Origin of the sequence: Delftia sp. WY8 (genome assembly GCF_018437695.1) — a bacterium.
Lineage (GTDB): Bacteria > Pseudomonadota > Gammaproteobacteria > Burkholderiales > Burkholderiaceae_C > Comamonas > Comamonas tsuruhatensis.
On record NZ_CP049795.1, the window covers coordinates 3,747,087 to 3,763,028 of the forward strand.

Below are 15,942 nucleotides of genomic sequence, written 5' to 3' on the forward strand. Positions count from 1 at the left end.
CGTCAGGCACCAGCCTTGATTCGGCTGGCTGCCTGCCTTCCCAGATCCGCGATAAAGAGGTCAAAGTCTTCATCCGGCACGTCAATGTAGTGACCCGAGGCGACATCCGCCCACCCCCGCATAGCCGCTTGCCGTAGCGTTTCCAGCTTGGTCGCTTGGGTCTGAGCTTCAACGATTCGATGTTGTTGCTGGCTCAGATTCACTGGACGTGTCGACATGACGGGTTCCTCACACCCGCTCGAACACCGCCGCAATCCCCTGGCCGCCGCCTATGCACATGGTCTCCAGCCCATAGCGGCCCTTGCGGCGCTCCAGCTCGTGCAGCAGGGTGGCCAGGATGCGCACGCCGGTGGCGCCTATGGGGTGGCCCAGGGAGATGCCGGAGCCGTTGACGTTGAGCTTGTGGTCTATGGCGCCCTGGTCGTTCCACTCCCAGCCCTTGAGCACGGACAGCACCTGGCAGGCAAAGGCTTCGTTGAGTTCGACCAGGTCCATCTGGTCCAGCGTGAGGTTCAGGCGCGCCAGCAGCTTCTTGACGGCGGGCACGGGGCCTATGCCCATGTGCGAGGGCTCGCAGCCTGCGGCGGCCCAGCCCACCAGGGTGGCCATGGGGGTGAGGCCCAGTTCGGCCAGCCTGTCCTCGGCCACGATCAGGCAGGCGGCGCTGGCGTCGTTTTGCTGGCTGGCGTTGCCGGCCGTGACCGTTCCATTGGGCATGAGCACGCGCAGCTTGCCCATGCTGTCGGTGGTGGCGTCGGCGCGAAAGCCTTCGTCGCGCGTGAACAGCACGGGGTCGCCCTTGCGCTGGGGTACCTTGACGGGGACGATCTCGTCGGCGAAGCGGCCCGCCTCCCAGGCGGCGGCGGCGCGCTGGTGGCTGCGCACGGCATAGGCGTCGGCTGCCTCGCGGCTGATGCCGTAGTCGCGCGCCAGGTTCTCGGCGGTCTCGATCATTCCCGAGATCTTGCCGAAGCGCTCCACGGGCTGGGAGCGCTCGCGGCCGCGGTCCAGCCGGTCGTAGAAGCGCACATTGCCCGAGCGCGCGCCCCAGCGCATGTCGGTGCTGTAGTACTCGATGTTGCTCATGCTCTCCACACCGCCCGCGATCACCACGTCGGCGGCGCCGCTTTGCACCATCATGGCCGCCGTGGCCACGGCCTGCAGGCCGCCGCCGCAGCGCCGGTCCAGCTGCATGCCCGGCACCGTCACCGGCAGGCCGGCCTGCAGCGCGGCCCAGCGGCCCACGCAGGGCGTCTCGCTGCTGGCGTAGGACTGGGCGAAGACCACGTCGTCGATGCGTGCGGGGTCGATGCCGCTTTTCTCGACCACGGCGCGCACCGTGGTGGCGGCCAGCTCCTCGACCGATACCGGCCGCAGGCTGCCGCCGAAGGTGCCCACGGGCGTGCGAAGGGGGGTGACGATGGCGGCTCTGCGCATGGTGTTGTCTCCTTGGGAATCAGTGGATCAGGGGATCAGTGGATCAGGAAAAGGCTGCGCCGCATTGGCGCAGCAGGGTATGTGCCTGTTGTTCCAGGTCGGCGCGGTGCTCCGGTGCCGCGATGTCGATCAGCCGTTTCACGCGGCGCGACAGCGTCTGGCCGCGCAGGTCGGCCACGCCGTGTTCGGTGACGATGAGGCCGGCGTCGCTGCGCGGCGTGCTGACGGGGCCGGACAGCCGCGCGACGATGCGCGTGGCCCCCCTGGCCGTGGCGGGCAGGGCGATGATGGGCAGGCCGCCGCGGCTGCGTGCCGCGCCGCGCAGAAAGTCCACGGCGCCACCCACGGCGCCCACGTAGACGCCGCCCGCCACCTCGGAGTTGATCTGGCCCGTGAGGTCCACCTCCACCGCCGAATTGATGGCGGCCAGCCTGTGGCTGGCGGCCAGCACCTCGGGGTCGTGCGTGTAGCGCGTCTCGCGCAGTTGCAGGGCGGGGTTGCGGTGGGCCCAGCGCCTGAGCGATTCGCCTCCCATGAGGATGCCGCCGATGCCCACGCCGCGGTCCTGGCTCTTGCGCGCGTGGGTCAGCACGCCGGCTTCGGCCAGGGCTGCAATGCCGTCGCCCACGGCGCCGCTGTGCAGGCCCAGGTCGCGGTGGCCGTGCAGGGCGGCGAGCACGGCCTCGGGCAGGTTGCCCACGCCCACCTGCAGCGTGGCGCCGTCTTCGATGAGGGCGGCCACATGGCCTGCAATGGCCTGCTCGGCAGGGCCGGGTGCGCTGCGCGCCTGGTCCGGCGGAGGGTGTTCGGCATCGACCAGCAGGGCGAAGTCGCCGGCCTGCAGGTGCAGGCTGCCGTGCGTCCACGGAATGGCGGGGTTGACCTCGCCGATCAGCACGCGCGCCTTGCGTATGGCGGCCGGCAGGTACTCATGGACCAGGCCCAGGCTGTAGCGGCCTTGTGCATCGGGTGGCGAGACCTGGAGCAGCACCACGTCGGCAGGCAGCAGACCCTCGTCGATCAGGCCGGGCAGGTGGGAGTAGTGGCTGGGCAGGATGTCCAGCACGCCGGCCTGGGCCAGCGCGCGGTGGGGGCCGCCGGCCGCGTAGCCGAAGAAGTCGATGGCGTCGGCATGCGCCGGCTGCAGCGTGTCCGATGCGCCCATGCCCACGAAGACGCGCAGCCGGCCCTGGCCACCGTGCCGGGCCAGTGCATGGCGCTGCGCGACCACGGCGCGCGTGAGCGTCAGCGGCTCGGCCGTGGCCTGGCCCCACCACAGGGTGTCGCCGGGGCGGATCAGGGCCTGCAGCCTTTCTTGCAGGGCGTCCGGCGACAGCACGCTCATGGCGCGCGGTCCCAGTCGAAGCGCGTGGGCTGCTTGTCCTTGAAGCGCTGCACCGCCTCCTGGTGGTAGTCGGAGCCACGGCACATCGTCTGGGCATAGGCTTCCAGCTCGGCCATGGCGCGTGCGTCCAGCTCGAAGGCCTGGTTCATGGCCGTCTTGGCCATGCCGATGGCGGCTGTGGATGCCTCCCCGAAGCGCCGCGCCAGCGCCAGGGCGGCGGCCTGCAGGGCCTCGCCGTCTTCCACGATCTCGTAGACCATGCCCAGCGACCTGGCTTCCTCGGCCTGCACGGTGCGCGCGGTGAAGACCAGCTCCTTGGCCTTTTGCAGGCCCACGATGCGCGGCAGCATGTGCATGGCGCCCAGGTCGGGCACCAGGCCGATGCGGCCGAACACGGCGCAGAATTTCGCGCGCCGCGTGCACAGCACGAAGTCGGCGGCCAGCGCCAGGCTCAGGCCCGCGCCGAAGGCCGGGCCGTCCACGGCGGCGATCACGGGCTTTTCGAGGTTGACCAGCTCGGGGAACCACTGGTGCAGGCTGCGCATGCGCTGGCGCCAGGGCAGGCCGGCCTGGCTGGCATCCATCATCTGGCTGATATCGCCGCCCGAGCAGAAGGCGCCGCCCGCGCCCGTGAGGATGACGGTGTGCACCTGCGCGTCATCGCGCATCTGCGCCACGGCGGCGGCCAGGGCCGGGCGCATGGCCTGGTTGAGCGCGTTGCGGGCCTCGGGCCGGTTCAGCGTGATCGTGCCTATGCCGTCCTGGACGGAGGTCAATACGGGGGAGGTGTTCATGGGAACTCCAGGGCAGGGGGAAGGAGCGGCCTCTTGCGAGGCCGCCGTGCATCAGGCGAGTTCGGCGTAGCCGTGGCTGAGCACGATCTTGTCGCGCTCCAGCACGCGGGCGCGCAACTGCAGCTGGCAGGGCTGGTCGGGCGTGCGCCAGATCTCGGTGACCAGGGTCTCCCCGGGATAGACGGGCGCGGTGAAGCGCACATCCAGCGCCTTCAGGCGCGCGGGATTGCGGTCGCCGCATTGGCGCAGCACGGCATGGGCCACCAGGCCGTAGCTGGCCAGGCCATGCAGGATGGGCCGCTCGAAGCCGGCCTTGCGCGCCACGGCCGGGTCGGCATGCAGCGGGTTGTAGTCGCCCATCAGGCGGTACAGCAGCGCGGCCTCGGGGCGTATGGCCTGGGTGTCGGTGAAGTCGGGCGCGCGGTCCTCCGGCGTGGGGCGCAGCGGCGCCAGGGGCGCGTCGCTGGGCTGGCCGCCGTCCAGCAGGCTGTAGCCGCCATCGCCGCGCAGAAAGCTGACCTGCTGCACGGTGGCCAGCAGCTCGCCGCCGGCGGTCTCCAGGCGCCGCTCGGTGACCATGATGGCGCCCTTGCCTTCGCCCTTGTCCGTCAGGTGCGTGATGCGGTTGTGGCCCACCACGTCGGCGCTGGCCGGCAGCGGACGGTGCAGCCGCATGCGCTGCTCGCCATGCAGCAGCTTCACCCAGTCGATGCCCGTATCGGCCTCGCGCGCCCAGAAGCCCGGGTAGCCCAGCACCACGGCCTGCGAGGGCAGGGCGCGCAGCCCCCCGGGCGCCCCTTCGTAGAAAAAGGGCAGGGCGTCGGCGCACAGCGGATCGCTGCCCAGGCCCAGGCTCAACGCATAGAGCATGGTGTCGCGTTCGCCATAGTGCTGGCGCACGGGCTCGAAGGGGCGCTGTTTCAGGTGCTGATAGCTGATGGCCATCACGGTTCCTCTCAGTGTTTGATTGCGCTGGCGCGCTTCAACCCTCGCAATTGGCGCGGCCCGACTCAGGGACACCGAGGAAGGGCAGCCCCGCACCGAGGGTGTCGTCCCCCTCCCTCGCGAAGCGAGTAGAGAGGGGGAAGGCGCGTAGCGCCTCAGGGGGTGTCGTTCAAACAGGATCCCAGCTGAACACGTCGGCGGACCGGTCCAGCGGCACGAACGATGCCTTGAGCGCCGGCATGCCGTGCTCGGCAATGAACTGGGGCGACCAGCCCTCGCTGCGGTGCACCGAGCGCAGCGGGCGCGGCTGGCTCATGACGAAGATCTCGTTGTTGCGCACGGCGAAGACCTGGGCGTTCACGTCGCGGGCCGCGTCGGACAGCAGGTAGACGGCCAGCGGGGCGATCTTGTTGGGCGTCATCTGCTGGATCTTGGCCACGCGCGCCTGCTGCTCGGGCGTGTCGGTGGGGATGGAGCCGATCATGCGGCTCCAGGCGAACGGCGCGATGCAGTTGGAGCGCACGTTGAACTTCTGCATGTCCAGCGCAATGGACTTGGACAGGGCCGTCAGCCCCAGCTTGGCCGCGCTGTAGTTGGCCTGGCCCAGGTTGCCGATCAGGCCCGAGGTCGAGGTCATGTGCACGAAGGCGCCGCTTTCCTGCTCCTTGAAATGGTTGGCGGCCGCGCGGCTCATGTAGTAGCTGCCGTACAGGTGGACCTTGATGACGGCGTCCCACTCGTCCAGGCTCATCTTGTGGAAGAACCGGTCGCGCAGGATGCCGGCGTTGTTGACCACGCCGTCGATGCGGCCGAAGCTGTCCACGGCGCACTGCACGATGCGGGCCGCGCTGGCGGCCTCGGCCACGCTGTCGGTGTTGGCCACGGCCTGGCCGCCTGCGGCCTTGATCTCATCGACCACCTTTTGCGCCGGGCCGGCGTCCGTGCCCTCGCCCGTGGTGGAGGTGCCGATGTCGTTGACCACCACCTTGGCGCCCTCGGCCGCCATGGCCAGCGCCATGTCGCGCCCGATGCCGCCGCCGGCACCCGTCACCACCACTACCTTGTCCTGCATCATTTTCTGCGCCATGGCCTGTTGTCCCCGTTCAGTGTTCGTTGGAAAGAAGTCGGGACCAAGGATGCCGGCAAACGCCGCACCGCGCCATTCGCCAATCACAAGGGCGGACTTCGCGGGAATGAAAGCAGGGGCGGGCAGGCCGCGCCGGCCCAGCCTTCAGCGCGGCCAAAGGCTTGCTTAAGAAAACGCGGATTGCGGGCCGCCGCGCTTGCACCGACCATGGCGGCCATGACAGACAAGCAAGCTACCGACACCCTCGACGCCGCCGCGCTGGCGCATCTTCAGTCCTGGCAGGGCCGCAGCGAAACCCTGGCAGACAGCATCACGGCCGCGCCCGTGGCCGCGCTGTCGGCCACGCTGGACCGGGAAGACCCTGAGCCCGCCGACGGCACGGCGCTGCCGCCGCTGTGGCACTGGATGTACTTCCTGCCCCATGCACGCCAAAGCGAGCTGGGCCCCGACGGCCACCCGCGCCGTGGCGGATTTCTGCCGCCCGTGCCGCTGCCGCGCCGCATGTGGGCCGGCGGGCGACTGCGCTGGGAGGCAGGCAACGCGCTGAAGGTGGGCCAGAAGGTGCAGCGCCGCTCCACCATCGGCTCGGTCAGCCACAAGAGCGGCCGCTCGGGCGAGCTGCTGTTCGTGCTGGTCGAGCATGCCTACAGCAACGACCAGGGCCTGGCGCTGACCGAGGAGCACGACATCGTCTACCGCGCCGCTGCCCAGCCCGGCGATCCCGCGCCCACGCCGCAGAAGCCGCCGCTGGACGGCCAGCAAGCCTGGTCGCGCACCATCGTTCCCGACGACGTGCTGCTGTTCCGCTACTCGGCCCTGACCTTCAACGGCCACCGCATCCACTACGACCGCCGCTACGTCACGGGCGTGGAGGGCTATCCGGGCCTGATCGTGCACGGCCCGCTGATCGCCACCCTGCTGCTGGACCTGCTGCGCCGCGAGCTGCCCCAGGCGCGCGTGCTGTCCTTCGAGTTCAAGGCCGTGCGCCCCACCTTCGACCTGCATGCCTTCAGCGTGCACGGCAAGCCTTCTGCGGACGGCAAGACCGTCGAACTCTGGGCGCAAGACCACGAAGGCTGGCTGACCATGACCGGAAAAGCCACCCTGGCCTGAGACCCCTGAACACCGAGCCTTGAGACCACCATGATCGAACACACGCTTTCCAACAATTTCCCCGAAATCCGCGACGCCATCCGTGCGCTGTGCGCCGAGTTCCCTGACGAGTATTTCCGCAAGATCGACGAGCAGCGCGCCTATCCCGAGACCTTCGTGGACGCGCTGACCAAGGCCGGCTGGCTGGCCGCGCTGATCCCGCAGGAGTACGGCGGCTCGGGCCTGGGCCTGACCGAGGCCAGCGTGATCATGGAAGAGATCAACCGCTGCGGCGGCAACTCCGGCGCCTGCCATGGCCAGATGTACAACATGGGCACGCTGCTGCGCCACGGCTCGCAGGCGCAAAAGGAGAAATACCTGCCGCGCATCGCCTCGGGCGAATGGCGCCTGCAGTCCATGGGCGTGACCGAGCCCACCACGGGCACGGACACCACCAAGATCAAGACCAGCGCCGTCAAGAAGGATGGCCGCTACGTGGTCAACGGCCAGAAGGTCTGGATCAGCCGCGTGCAGCACAGCGACTGGATGATCCTGCTGGCGCGCACCACGCCGCTGGCCGAGGTGAAGAAAAAGAGCGAGGGCATGTCCATCTTCATGGTGGACCTGGCCGAGGCGCAAAAGAGCGGCCTGACCGTGCGCCCCATCCCCAACATGGTCAACCACGAGACCAACGAGCTGTTCTTCGAGAACCTGGAAATCCCCGAGGAGAACCTGATCGGCGAGGAAGGCAAGGGCTTCAAGTACATCCTGGACGGCCTCAACGCCGAGCGCACGCTGATTGCGGCCGAATGCATTGGCGACGGCTACTGGTTCCTGGACCGCGTGACCAACTACGTGCGCGACCGCAACGTGTTCGGCCGCCCCATCGGCCAGAACCAGGGCGTGCAGTTCCCCATTGCCGATGCCTTCATCGAGGTCGAGGCCGCCAACCTCATGCGCTGGAAGGCCTGCGAGATGTTCGACGCCAACCAGGCCATGGGCGCCCAGGCCAACATGGCCAAGTACCTGGCGGCCAAGGCCAGCTGGGAGGCGGCCAATGCCTGCATCCAGTTCCACGGCGGCTTCGGCTTTGCCTGCGAATACGACGTGGAGCGCAAGTTCCGCGAGACGCGCCTGTACCAGGTGGCGCCGATCTCCACGAACCTGATCTATTCCTACGTGGCCGAGCACATCCTCGGTCTCCCGCGTTCTTTCTGAAGGCACTGCGCATGACACAGCAACGCCTGAGGCCCCTGGACGGCACCACCGTCGTCTCGCTGGAACATGCGGTGGCCGCACCGTTTTGCACGCGCCAGCTGGCCGACCTGGGCGCGCGCGTGATCAAGGTCGAGCGGCCCGGCAGCGGCGACTTTGCGCGCGGCTATGACCAGCGCGTGCAGGGCCAGTCCTCGCACTTCACCTGGATCAACCGCAGCAAGCAGAGCCTGGCGCTGGATCTCAAGCAGGACGAGGCCATGCAGGCGCTGTTGCAGCTGCTGGAGGGTGCCGACGTGCTGGTGCAGAACCTGGCGCCCGGCGCGGCCGCGCGCATGGGCCTGTCCTATGCGGCGCTGCGAGAGCGCTTTCCGCGCCTCATCGTCTGCGACATCAGCGGCTACGGCGCAGACGGCCCCTACCGCGACAAGAAGGCCTACGACCTGCTGATCCAGAGCGAGGCGGGCTTTCTCTCGGTCACGGGCACGCCCGAGGTGCCGTCCAAGGCCGGCATCTCGGTGGCCGACATCGCGGCCGGCATGTATGCGTACACCAACATCCTGTCGGCCCTGCTGCTGCGCGGGCGCACGGGCGAGGGCAGCCACATCGACGTGTCCATGCTGGAGGCGCTGGGCGAGTGGATGGGTTACCCCATGTACTACGCCTTCGACGGCGCGCCGCCGCCGCCACGCACCGGCGCCTCGCACGCCAGCATCTATCCCTACGGGCCGTTCGAGGCCGGTGACGGCGGGACGGTGATGCTGGGCCTGCAAAACGAACGCGAGTGGAAGCTCTTTTGCGAACAGGTGCTGCTGCAGCCCGCGCTGGCCACGGATGCGCGCTTCGACAGCAATGCGCGCCGCAACGCCAACCGCGAGGAGCTGCGCGCGCTGATCCTGGGCGTGTTCAACGCGCTCGATGCCGCACAGGTGGTGCAGCGGCTGGATGCGGCCGGCATTGCCAACGCGCGCGTCAACGACATGGCCGGCCTGTGGGCCCATCCCCAACTGGCCGCGCGCCAGCGCTGGTGCAGCGTGGACACGCCGGCCGGTCCGGTGCAGGCGCTGCTGCCGCCCGGCGCCAACAGCGCCTTCGACTACCGCATGGAGGCCGTGCCCGCCGTGGGCGAGCACAGCGCCGCCATCCTGGCCGAGCTGGGCTGGAGCGCAGAGCGCATCCAGGCTTTGTGCCCGCAGTCTGGAAAACCCACTCCCTGAAACCTGGGCGCATGCGCAGAATGCGCCGGAGACCCCCTCATGAAACATGATCCGCAAGTGAGCATCCATCCGCTGGCCCAGTTCGCTGCCTCGCTGCGCTGGGACGACGTTCCCGCCGCCGTTCAGCAGCGCGCCGAAGACCTCTGGGTGGACTGGTTCGGCTCCGTGCTCGCAGGCCAGGGCGCGCGCCCCGTGCAGAGCATCACGCGCTTTGCGCTGTCCCAGGGACCGGCGCAGGGACCTAGCGAGATCCTGGGCAGTGCCGACACCACCTCGCCCATGATGGCGGCCCTGGCCAATGCCGCGGCCTCGCATGTGGCCGAGCAGGACGATGTGCACAACGGCTCGGTCTTCCACCCCGCGGCCGTGGTCTTCCCGCCCGCGCTGGCGGTGGCGCAGAGCATCGGCGCCAGCGGCGCCGAACTCATGGCCGCCTGCGTGGCCGGCTATGAGGTCGGCATCCGCGTGGGCGAGTTCCTGGGCCGCAGCCACTACCGCATCTTCCACACCACGGCCACGGCCGGCACCCTGGCTGCCGCGGCCGCAGTGGGCCGGCTGCTGGACCTCACGCCTGCGCAGATGCAGCATGCCTTCGGCTCGGCCGGCACGCAGTCGGCAGGGCTGTGGGAGTTCCTGCGCACGGGCGCCGACAGCAAGCAGCTGCACACGGCGCATGCGGCCGCTGCGGGCCTGATGTCGGCCTACCTGGCCCGGGACGGATTCACCGGTGCGCAGGACATCTTCACCGGGCCGCAGGGCCTGGCGGCAGGCATGTCCACGGACGCCGATCCCACGCGCCTCACGGACGGCATCGGCACGCGCTGGGCCACGGCCGAGACCTCGTTCAAATGGCATGCCTCCTGCCGCCACACGCACCCGGCCGCCGACGCGCTGCTGCAGGTCATGCAGGACCACGGCCTGGCCCCCGCCGACCTGGCGCAGGTTACCTGCCACGTGCACCAGGGCGCCATCGACGTTCTGGGCCCCGTGGTCGATCCCGGCACGGTGCACCAGAGCAAGTTCTCCATGGGCACGGTGCTGGCGCTGGCCGCGCGCCACGGCCATGCGGGCCTGGACGAGTTCGACAACGAATACCTGGCCGCCACCACGGTGGCCCTGCGCGAGAAGGTGGGCATGGTGCTGGACCCTGAGGTCGATGCCGCCTACCCGCAGCGCTGGATCGGCAAGGTCACCGTGCTCACCACCGATGGCCGCACGCTGCACGGCCGCGTGGAAGAGCCCAAGGGCGATCCGGGCAACACGCTGTCGCGCGAGGAGATCACGGCCAAGGCGCTGCGACTGATCGCCTATGGCGGTGCCCTGCAGGACGACCCCGCCCAGGCCGCCGTAGCGCGGCTGTGGCAGATCGCGCACTGGCCGCGCGTGCAGCGCCTGCTTGACTGAGTTCTTGACTGAGTTTTCGCGCCGGCCCCGGCCGGCGAATCCATGGGAAAGGCGCCACCACAGAGCGCCTCCCGCTTCCACCCAAGTGCACAGGAGACAAACCATGCAACGCACCACTTCTTTCCGCCGCCGCCTCGTTTACGCAGCGGCCGCCGCCTGCGCCCTTGCCGCCGGCGGGACGACCACCGGCGCCCTGGCCGCGGCCTGGCCCGACAAGCCCGTCGTCCTCGTCGTGCCCTACAGCGCTGGCGGCCCCACCGATGTGGTGGCGCGCCTGCTGGCCGTGCCCATGGGCCAGGTGCTGGGCCAGAGCGTGCTGGTCGAGAACACCGTGGGAGCGGGCGGCACCATTGCGCCCAACCGCGTGGCCAAGGCCAAGGCAGACGGCTACACCATCCTCATCCACCACATGGGCATGGCCACGGCGCCTGCGCTGTACAAGAAGCTGCCCTATGACCCGCTCAAGGACTTCGAGTACATCGGCCAGGTGCTGGACGTGCCCATGACCCTGCTGTCGCGCAAGGACTTCCCGGCCAACAACTTCGCCGAGCTGCTGGACTACGTGAAGAAGAACCAGGACAAGGTCTCGCTGGCCAATGCCGGCATCGGCGCCGTCTCCCAGCTGTGCGGCATGCTGTTCATGCACCAGGCGGGCGTCAAGCTCACCACCGTGCCCTACAAGGGCGCAGGCCCGGCCATGAACGACCTCATGGGCGGCCAGGTGGACCTGCTGTGCGACCAGACCACGCAGACCGTGCCCGTGATCAAGGACGGCCAGCGCGCCAAGGTCTTCGGCGTGACCACGCCCAAGCGCCTGTCCTCGCTGCCCGACATCCCCACGCTGGACGAGCAGGGCCTCAAGGGCTTCGACGTCAAGGTCTGGCACGGCATGTACGCGCCCAAGGGCACGCCCAAGGAGGTGGTCATGGCCATCAACAAGGCGCTGAACGTGGCCATCAAGGACGAGAACGTCAAAAAGCGCATCGCCGAACTCAGCTCCGACCTGGTCACGCCCGACAAGGCCACGCCGGAAGGCCTGCGCACCCACCTGCAGGCCGAGGTGGCGCGCTGGGACAAGGTCATCAAGGCCGCAGGCGTCTCGGCCGAATAAACCGCTCTCCCAAGGACATCCGCATGCACGATCTGGCGCGACAGGCCACTTCCTTTCTCTTCGTCCCCGCCACGCGGCCCGAGCGCCTGGGCAAGGCCCTGGACAGCGGCGCCGACATGGTCATCGCCGACTGGGAGGACGCCGTGGCCCCGGCCGACAAGGACGGCGCCCGCCAGGCGCTGGCCCAGGCCGTGGGTGCGCTGGAAGGCCCGGCCCGTGCCCGCCTGCTGGTGCGCATCAACGCCGAAGGCACGCCCTGGCATGCGGATGACCTGCGCGCGCTGGCGCAGCTGGTGGAGCAGGGCGTGGCCGGCGCCATGGTCTCCAAGGCCGAGCGCGCCCAGACCCTGCATGCGGTGGCCCAGGCTGCGGGCGCACGGGCGGCCGTGCTGCCCCTCATCGAAAGCGTGGCCGGCCTGGATGCGGCCGACGCCCTGGCTGCCGCGCCCCAGGTGGTGCGCCTGGCCTTCGGCCACCTGGACTTCCAGGTCGATGCGGGCATGGCCTGCGAGCAGGGCGAGGAAGAGCTGCTGCCCATGCGCATGGCCCTGGTCCTGGCCTCGCGCCGCGCCGGCATTGGCGCGGCCGTGGACGGCGTGACGGTGGACACGCGCAACCCCGAGCGGCTGGCCCAGGACGCGGCACGCGCGCGGCGCATGGGCTTTGGCGGCAAGCTGTGCATCCACCCGGCCCAGGTCCAGCCCCTGCACGCCGTCTTCGACCCCGATGCAGCGGCCGTGGCCCACGCGCAGCGCCTGCGTCAGGCCCTGGCCGAGGCCGGAGGCGGCGTCTGCGTGCTGGACGGCCGCATGGTCGATGCGCCCGTGCTCAAGCAGGCCGAACAGGTGCTGCTGCGCCATGCCTGGGCGCAACAGAGATCTGCAGCACGATCTTGATGAAAATGAGACTGAAAGGCCGTTTTGCACTCAGAGTTTTCTGATTCTGGTGCAGGCAGTCCAATGATTTCCCTGATGGTGAATCCATCTGCCTCGAATACGCTTGGCCAACTCGATTGATTTCGAGACGGCGGTTTCTTGATCCGGTGTCTCCACCCATGGGGGCACCCAGGCAAAGGAGCGTGTGATGGCAGTGATCTCGGGGACGGCATCGAACAGCGGATTCAACGGCCAATTGAATGATCGTCTGAATGACCGACTGAACAACCGATTGAATCGGCGCCAGGCGCTGGCCCTGGCGGCCGGCGCCGTGGCGGCGGGGCCCGCCAGCGTGCTGGCGCAGGCCGGCTTTGCCACACGGCCCGTGCGCATCGTCGTGCCCTTTGCGGCGGGCGGCGCCACCGACGTGATTGCGCGCATCCTGGGCGAGCGCATGGCCCAGCAGCTGGGCCAGACCGTGGTGGTGGACAACAAGCCCGGTGCGGCCGGACTGATCGGCGGCGAAATGGTGGTCCGCTCCGCGCCCGACGGGCTCACCCTGTTGCTGGGCACCACCTCCACCATGCTCACCAACAAATACCTCTACAAGAAGACCGCCTACGACCCGCTGACCGACCTCACGCCCCTGTCGCGCGTGTGCATGGCGCCCATCGCCCTGGTGGTCACGGCCGACGTGCCCGCCACCAACCTGCGCGAATTCATGGCCTGGGCCCAGGCCAACGCGGGCAAGCTCTCTTATGGCTCCTACGGCATAGGCTCGCACGGCCACCTGGCCTGCGCCGTGCTCAGCGACATGGCCGGTGCCGGCATGGCGCATGCGGCCTACCGGGGCGAGGCGCTGATGGTGCAGGACATGCTGGGCGGGCGCATCCCCATCGGCATGGGCAGCCTGCTCACGCTCAAGCCCCACATCGATGCAGGCAAGCTGCGCGCCCTGGCCGTCACCGGCACGCGCCGCGTGCCCCTGCTGCCCGAGGTGCCCACCTTTGCCGAGGCCGGCTACCGCCACGAGGCCATGGAACTGTCCGGCTGGCTGGCCATCGCCGGCCCCAGGGGCCTGCCGGCCGACCTCACGCGGCAATGGGGCGAGATCTCCAACCGCGCCGTGGCCAGCCGCGAAGGCACGGCCCGCATCATCGCGGCCGGTTTCGTCCCTGTCGATGACGACAGCCCTCAGCGCTTCGGCAAGGCCTGGGCGCAGGAGGCTCCGGTCTGGGGGCGGCTGCTGCAGTCGGCGGGGGTGCAACCCGGTTGATGGCGCACAGCGGCCCTGGTTGCCCAAGGCTGCACTCATGCCCTGTGCTGTAATCGCCCCTCCTCAGGCGGCCCCGGTGGTGCAATGCCATGGCGGGACAGCCCGTGGTTTCTCAAACATTCAAGAGAGGGTATTACCGTGAGTGCATTGGTCATCAAGGCCTGGAAAGCCAGCGAGCAACCCATAGACGACAAGGGCAACCACATTGCCATCACAGGCCGCGAAGGCGGCCTGGTCGCCTGGATCCTGTCCAAGGTCAACATCGATCCCACCACCACCATCCGCGTGGGCAGCGAGCGCCTGGAGTTCAGCAGCGCCTCGCTGTCGGGCACCCAGTCGCGCCTGATCCCGCTGCAGGGCATCTGCTCCACCTACTACGGCTATCACAAGCCCTGGAAGACGGCGCTGGGCATCGGTGCCCTGTCGCTGTTCATGGGCGGGTCCATGATGGCCCAGAGCTTCTTTGCAGGCCTGGTGGTCATGCTGATCGGCTGGGGCATCGCCGTCGTCATCTACTTCCTGAACCGCACCCTGACGCTGGGCTTCATCGAGAACAGCGGCGCAGTCAACGGCATCCAGTTCAAGCGCTCGGTGATCGAGAACATCGACATCACGCAGGAGCAGGCCAGGCAGGTCTGCGAACTGATGCAGAAGCTGATCGAGGCCAAGGAAAAGCGGCTCTGACCGCTTGAGTGAAAAGGAAAGCGCGGCATGCGCTTTCCTTGTGCGCGCCGCGATCTGGGGGCAAGACCCGGCGCGCGCTATTGGGCAGATGGGGAGCAGTCGGGCTCCACGTCCATGCCCAGCGGCAGGTAGTGGTGCTGCGCGGGTGTCTGGCTGGCTTCAGGCGCCAGACGAAAGTAGTGCTGCTGGCCTGTGGCTGCCATGGAGTCGCCCGATGCCGAGATGGCGGCTAGCGGTTTGCGGGCGTCGAGAAGGGTGATGGTGTGCCCAGGATCAGTCCAAAGGCCAGAACCATATTTCTTTTGAATCGAAATAGCATGCTGAGTTACACACCTGAGTGCTATTTTGGGATTCAATCACATCAATATGGCCTCCGTTGTAGCCTGCAATCTTCCAGAAGAAGATTACCCCTTTCTTGCCGGACAATTTGGTATGTGCATCGGCAGCGCTGAATATCTGAGGCTTGCCAAGTATATGGGGCTTGGCAAGCTGATCAGCGAGTAGCTTTGCGCCGGGCTCGAACGTCCGGCCTTTGTATTTCCCGGTTTTTATCTTCAATCGCCCGTTGATGATGACGCCTGACTTGATCAGGGCCAGGCTCAATCTGGTTGCGCAGGTGTTCTGATAACCGGCGTTTTGTCGGATCAATGCTGCATCGTCGTATCCAAGCTCCTCATAGAGTGCTGTGCGAGACACATGGCTGGAGTTCAGCTCGTTGGCCGAATAGTGATGAGATTTGAGCGTTGCGTAGGACGGTTTCATTTTTTCCCGCCTTTGCAAGGAAACTCTTTTCCAAGAATGTCGCTGATGACATGGGCAGCCCGTGACTCACGCTGCTTGAGATCCAATTTGCTCAATCCGCTGTGAAGTACTTCTGCCAGAGTGATGGTCTTGAAATGCTGGTAATCGCACCAGACCCGTCCTTCCGTGGCGTCCAGAACACCGAGCAGATACATCTCCGCATATCTTCTTTCCATGAGGTTTTTGCTCATATATGCAGTAAAGAACGTATCCGCCGATAAATTGTTGTTCTCGATGATCAGCCGCTGGGAATCTGGAACTGGTCGGGCAAGCCGGGTCTCAGCGTTGGCATGGGGAAAGACACCCAGTGTCAAAGTAAAAATAATGAGAATAGGGCTGGAAAGATACTTCCAAAAACAGAACGGCACCGGATTGCCAAAGACTGGTGATTTTCTGCTGTCTGTGTGAACCCTCAAGAATCCGTACATTGCCATCTCTGCCTTTCATGATGAAGCGATGATTTGAGTGCGAGAGTTCTTGGCTCAATCAACATGCACTGGCAGTTGTATTCTGGCTGGAAGCTCCGGGGCGAAGGGCAATTATTGACTGGCCAGGCATGTCTGGGCAATAGCCATCATTCCTGTTTGAGTGAATTGCCAGTCATTTGGGCATGTACGAGCCTGCCGGAATGCAGTCATACGGCAAGATTGCTCTTGGGA

The 15,942-nt window shown here is 67.5% G+C and carries 17 protein-coding genes; 8 read left to right on the plus strand and 9 right to left on the minus strand.

Annotated elements, in window-relative coordinates:
- Positions 1-2: 2 nt before the first annotated feature.
- From G4D77_RS17260 to G4D77_RS17285, 6 genes are all read right to left on the minus strand, one after another.
- A complete protein-coding gene (locus G4D77_RS17260; protein ID WP_047474923.1) occupies positions 3-218 on the minus strand; it encodes a hypothetical protein in 216 nt (71 codons plus the stop codon).
- Positions 219-228: 10 nt separating this feature from the next.
- Positions 229-1,437, minus strand: a complete 1,209-nt coding sequence (locus G4D77_RS17265) for an acetyl-CoA C-acetyltransferase (RefSeq protein ID WP_013800084.1) — start codon at positions 1,435-1,437, stop codon at positions 229-231.
- Between the two features lie 43 nt (positions 1,438-1,480).
- Complete coding sequence (locus G4D77_RS17270) at positions 1,481-2,782, minus strand: acetyl-CoA hydrolase/transferase family protein (RefSeq protein WP_017406635.1); 1,302 nt, start codon at positions 2,780-2,782, stop codon at positions 1,481-1,483.
- Positions 2,779-3,576 carry an enoyl-CoA hydratase/isomerase family protein gene (locus tag G4D77_RS17275; RefSeq protein WP_016450246.1) on the minus strand — a complete coding sequence of 266 codons (798 nt, stop codon included), beginning with the start codon at positions 3,574-3,576 and terminating at the stop codon, positions 2,779-2,781. Before G4D77_RS17275 ends, G4D77_RS17270 begins: the two co-directional genes overlap by 4 nt.
- A gap of 51 nt (positions 3,577-3,627) precedes the next feature.
- Entirely contained in the window at positions 3,628-4,521 is an 894-nt protein-coding gene (locus G4D77_RS17280) for a MaoC family dehydratase (protein WP_154833071.1), read from the minus strand.
- Between the two features lie 169 nt (positions 4,522-4,690).
- Positions 4,691-5,608, minus strand: coding sequence for an SDR family NAD(P)-dependent oxidoreductase (locus tag G4D77_RS17285; protein WP_017406887.1), 918 nt, complete (start codon positions 5,606-5,608; stop codon positions 4,691-4,693).
- Positions 5,609-5,815: 207 nt separating this feature from the next.
- On the opposite strand from G4D77_RS17285, the gene G4D77_RS17290 reads away from it, so the two are divergent.
- From G4D77_RS17290 to G4D77_RS17325, 8 genes are all read left to right on the plus strand, one after another.
- Positions 5,816-6,721, plus strand: a complete 906-nt coding sequence (locus G4D77_RS17290; protein WP_154833073.1) for an HTD2 family dehydratase — start codon at positions 5,816-5,818, stop codon at positions 6,719-6,721.
- A gap of 30 nt (positions 6,722-6,751) precedes the next feature.
- Positions 6,752-7,918, plus strand: coding sequence for an acyl-CoA dehydrogenase family protein (locus G4D77_RS17295; RefSeq protein ID WP_012202137.1), 1,167 nt, complete (start codon positions 6,752-6,754; stop codon positions 7,916-7,918).
- Between the two features lie 11 nt (positions 7,919-7,929).
- Positions 7,930-9,132, plus strand: coding sequence for a CaiB/BaiF CoA transferase family protein (locus G4D77_RS17300; protein WP_016450241.1), 1,203 nt, complete (start codon positions 7,930-7,932; stop codon positions 9,130-9,132).
- Positions 9,133-9,171: 39 nt separating this feature from the next.
- Positions 9,172-10,536, plus strand: coding sequence for an MmgE/PrpD family protein (locus tag G4D77_RS17305; protein WP_213757698.1), 1,365 nt, complete (start codon positions 9,172-9,174; stop codon positions 10,534-10,536).
- A gap of 103 nt (positions 10,537-10,639) precedes the next feature.
- Positions 10,640-11,647: a tripartite tricarboxylate transporter substrate binding protein BugD gene (locus tag G4D77_RS17310; protein ID WP_154833075.1), complete on the plus strand. Its 1,008-nt coding sequence runs from the start codon at positions 10,640-10,642 to the stop codon at positions 11,645-11,647.
- Between the two features lie 23 nt (positions 11,648-11,670).
- The gene (locus tag G4D77_RS17315; protein WP_012202141.1) at positions 11,671-12,543 is read left to right on the plus strand and encodes an HpcH/HpaI aldolase/citrate lyase family protein; all 873 of its coding nucleotides are present in this window, start codon (positions 11,671-11,673) and stop codon (positions 12,541-12,543) included.
- Between the two features lie 187 nt (positions 12,544-12,730).
- Positions 12,731-13,798 (plus strand): Bug family tripartite tricarboxylate transporter substrate binding protein, encoded by a 1,068-nt coding sequence (locus tag G4D77_RS17320; protein WP_213757699.1) that lies wholly within the window; start codon positions 12,731-12,733, stop codon positions 13,796-13,798.
- A 138-nt stretch (positions 13,799-13,936) separates the two neighbouring features.
- Complete coding sequence (locus G4D77_RS17325; RefSeq protein ID WP_154833079.1) at positions 13,937-14,482, plus strand: hypothetical protein; 546 nt, start codon at positions 13,937-13,939, stop codon at positions 14,480-14,482.
- A 77-nt stretch (positions 14,483-14,559) separates the two neighbouring features.
- Here the strand turns inward: G4D77_RS17325 and G4D77_RS31005 are convergent, their stop codons facing one another.
- The 3 genes from G4D77_RS31005 to G4D77_RS17335 all read right to left on the minus strand — a co-directional run bounded on the left by G4D77_RS31005 (position 14,560) and on the right by G4D77_RS17335 (position 15,717).
- Entirely contained in the window at positions 14,560-14,685 is a 126-nt protein-coding gene (locus tag G4D77_RS31005; protein WP_265334601.1) for a hypothetical protein, read from the minus strand.
- 70 nt (positions 14,686-14,755) lie between these two features.
- Positions 14,756-15,244, minus strand: a complete 489-nt coding sequence (locus G4D77_RS17330) for a T6SS effector amidase Tae4 family protein (protein ID WP_082848245.1) — start codon at positions 15,242-15,244, stop codon at positions 14,756-14,758.
- Positions 15,241-15,717: a Rap1a/Tai family immunity protein gene (locus G4D77_RS17335; protein ID WP_154833080.1), complete on the minus strand. Its 477-nt coding sequence runs from the start codon at positions 15,715-15,717 to the stop codon at positions 15,241-15,243. The genes G4D77_RS17330 and G4D77_RS17335 overlap by 4 nt, the downstream gene beginning before the upstream one ends.
- Positions 15,718-15,942: the final 225 nt, after the last annotated feature.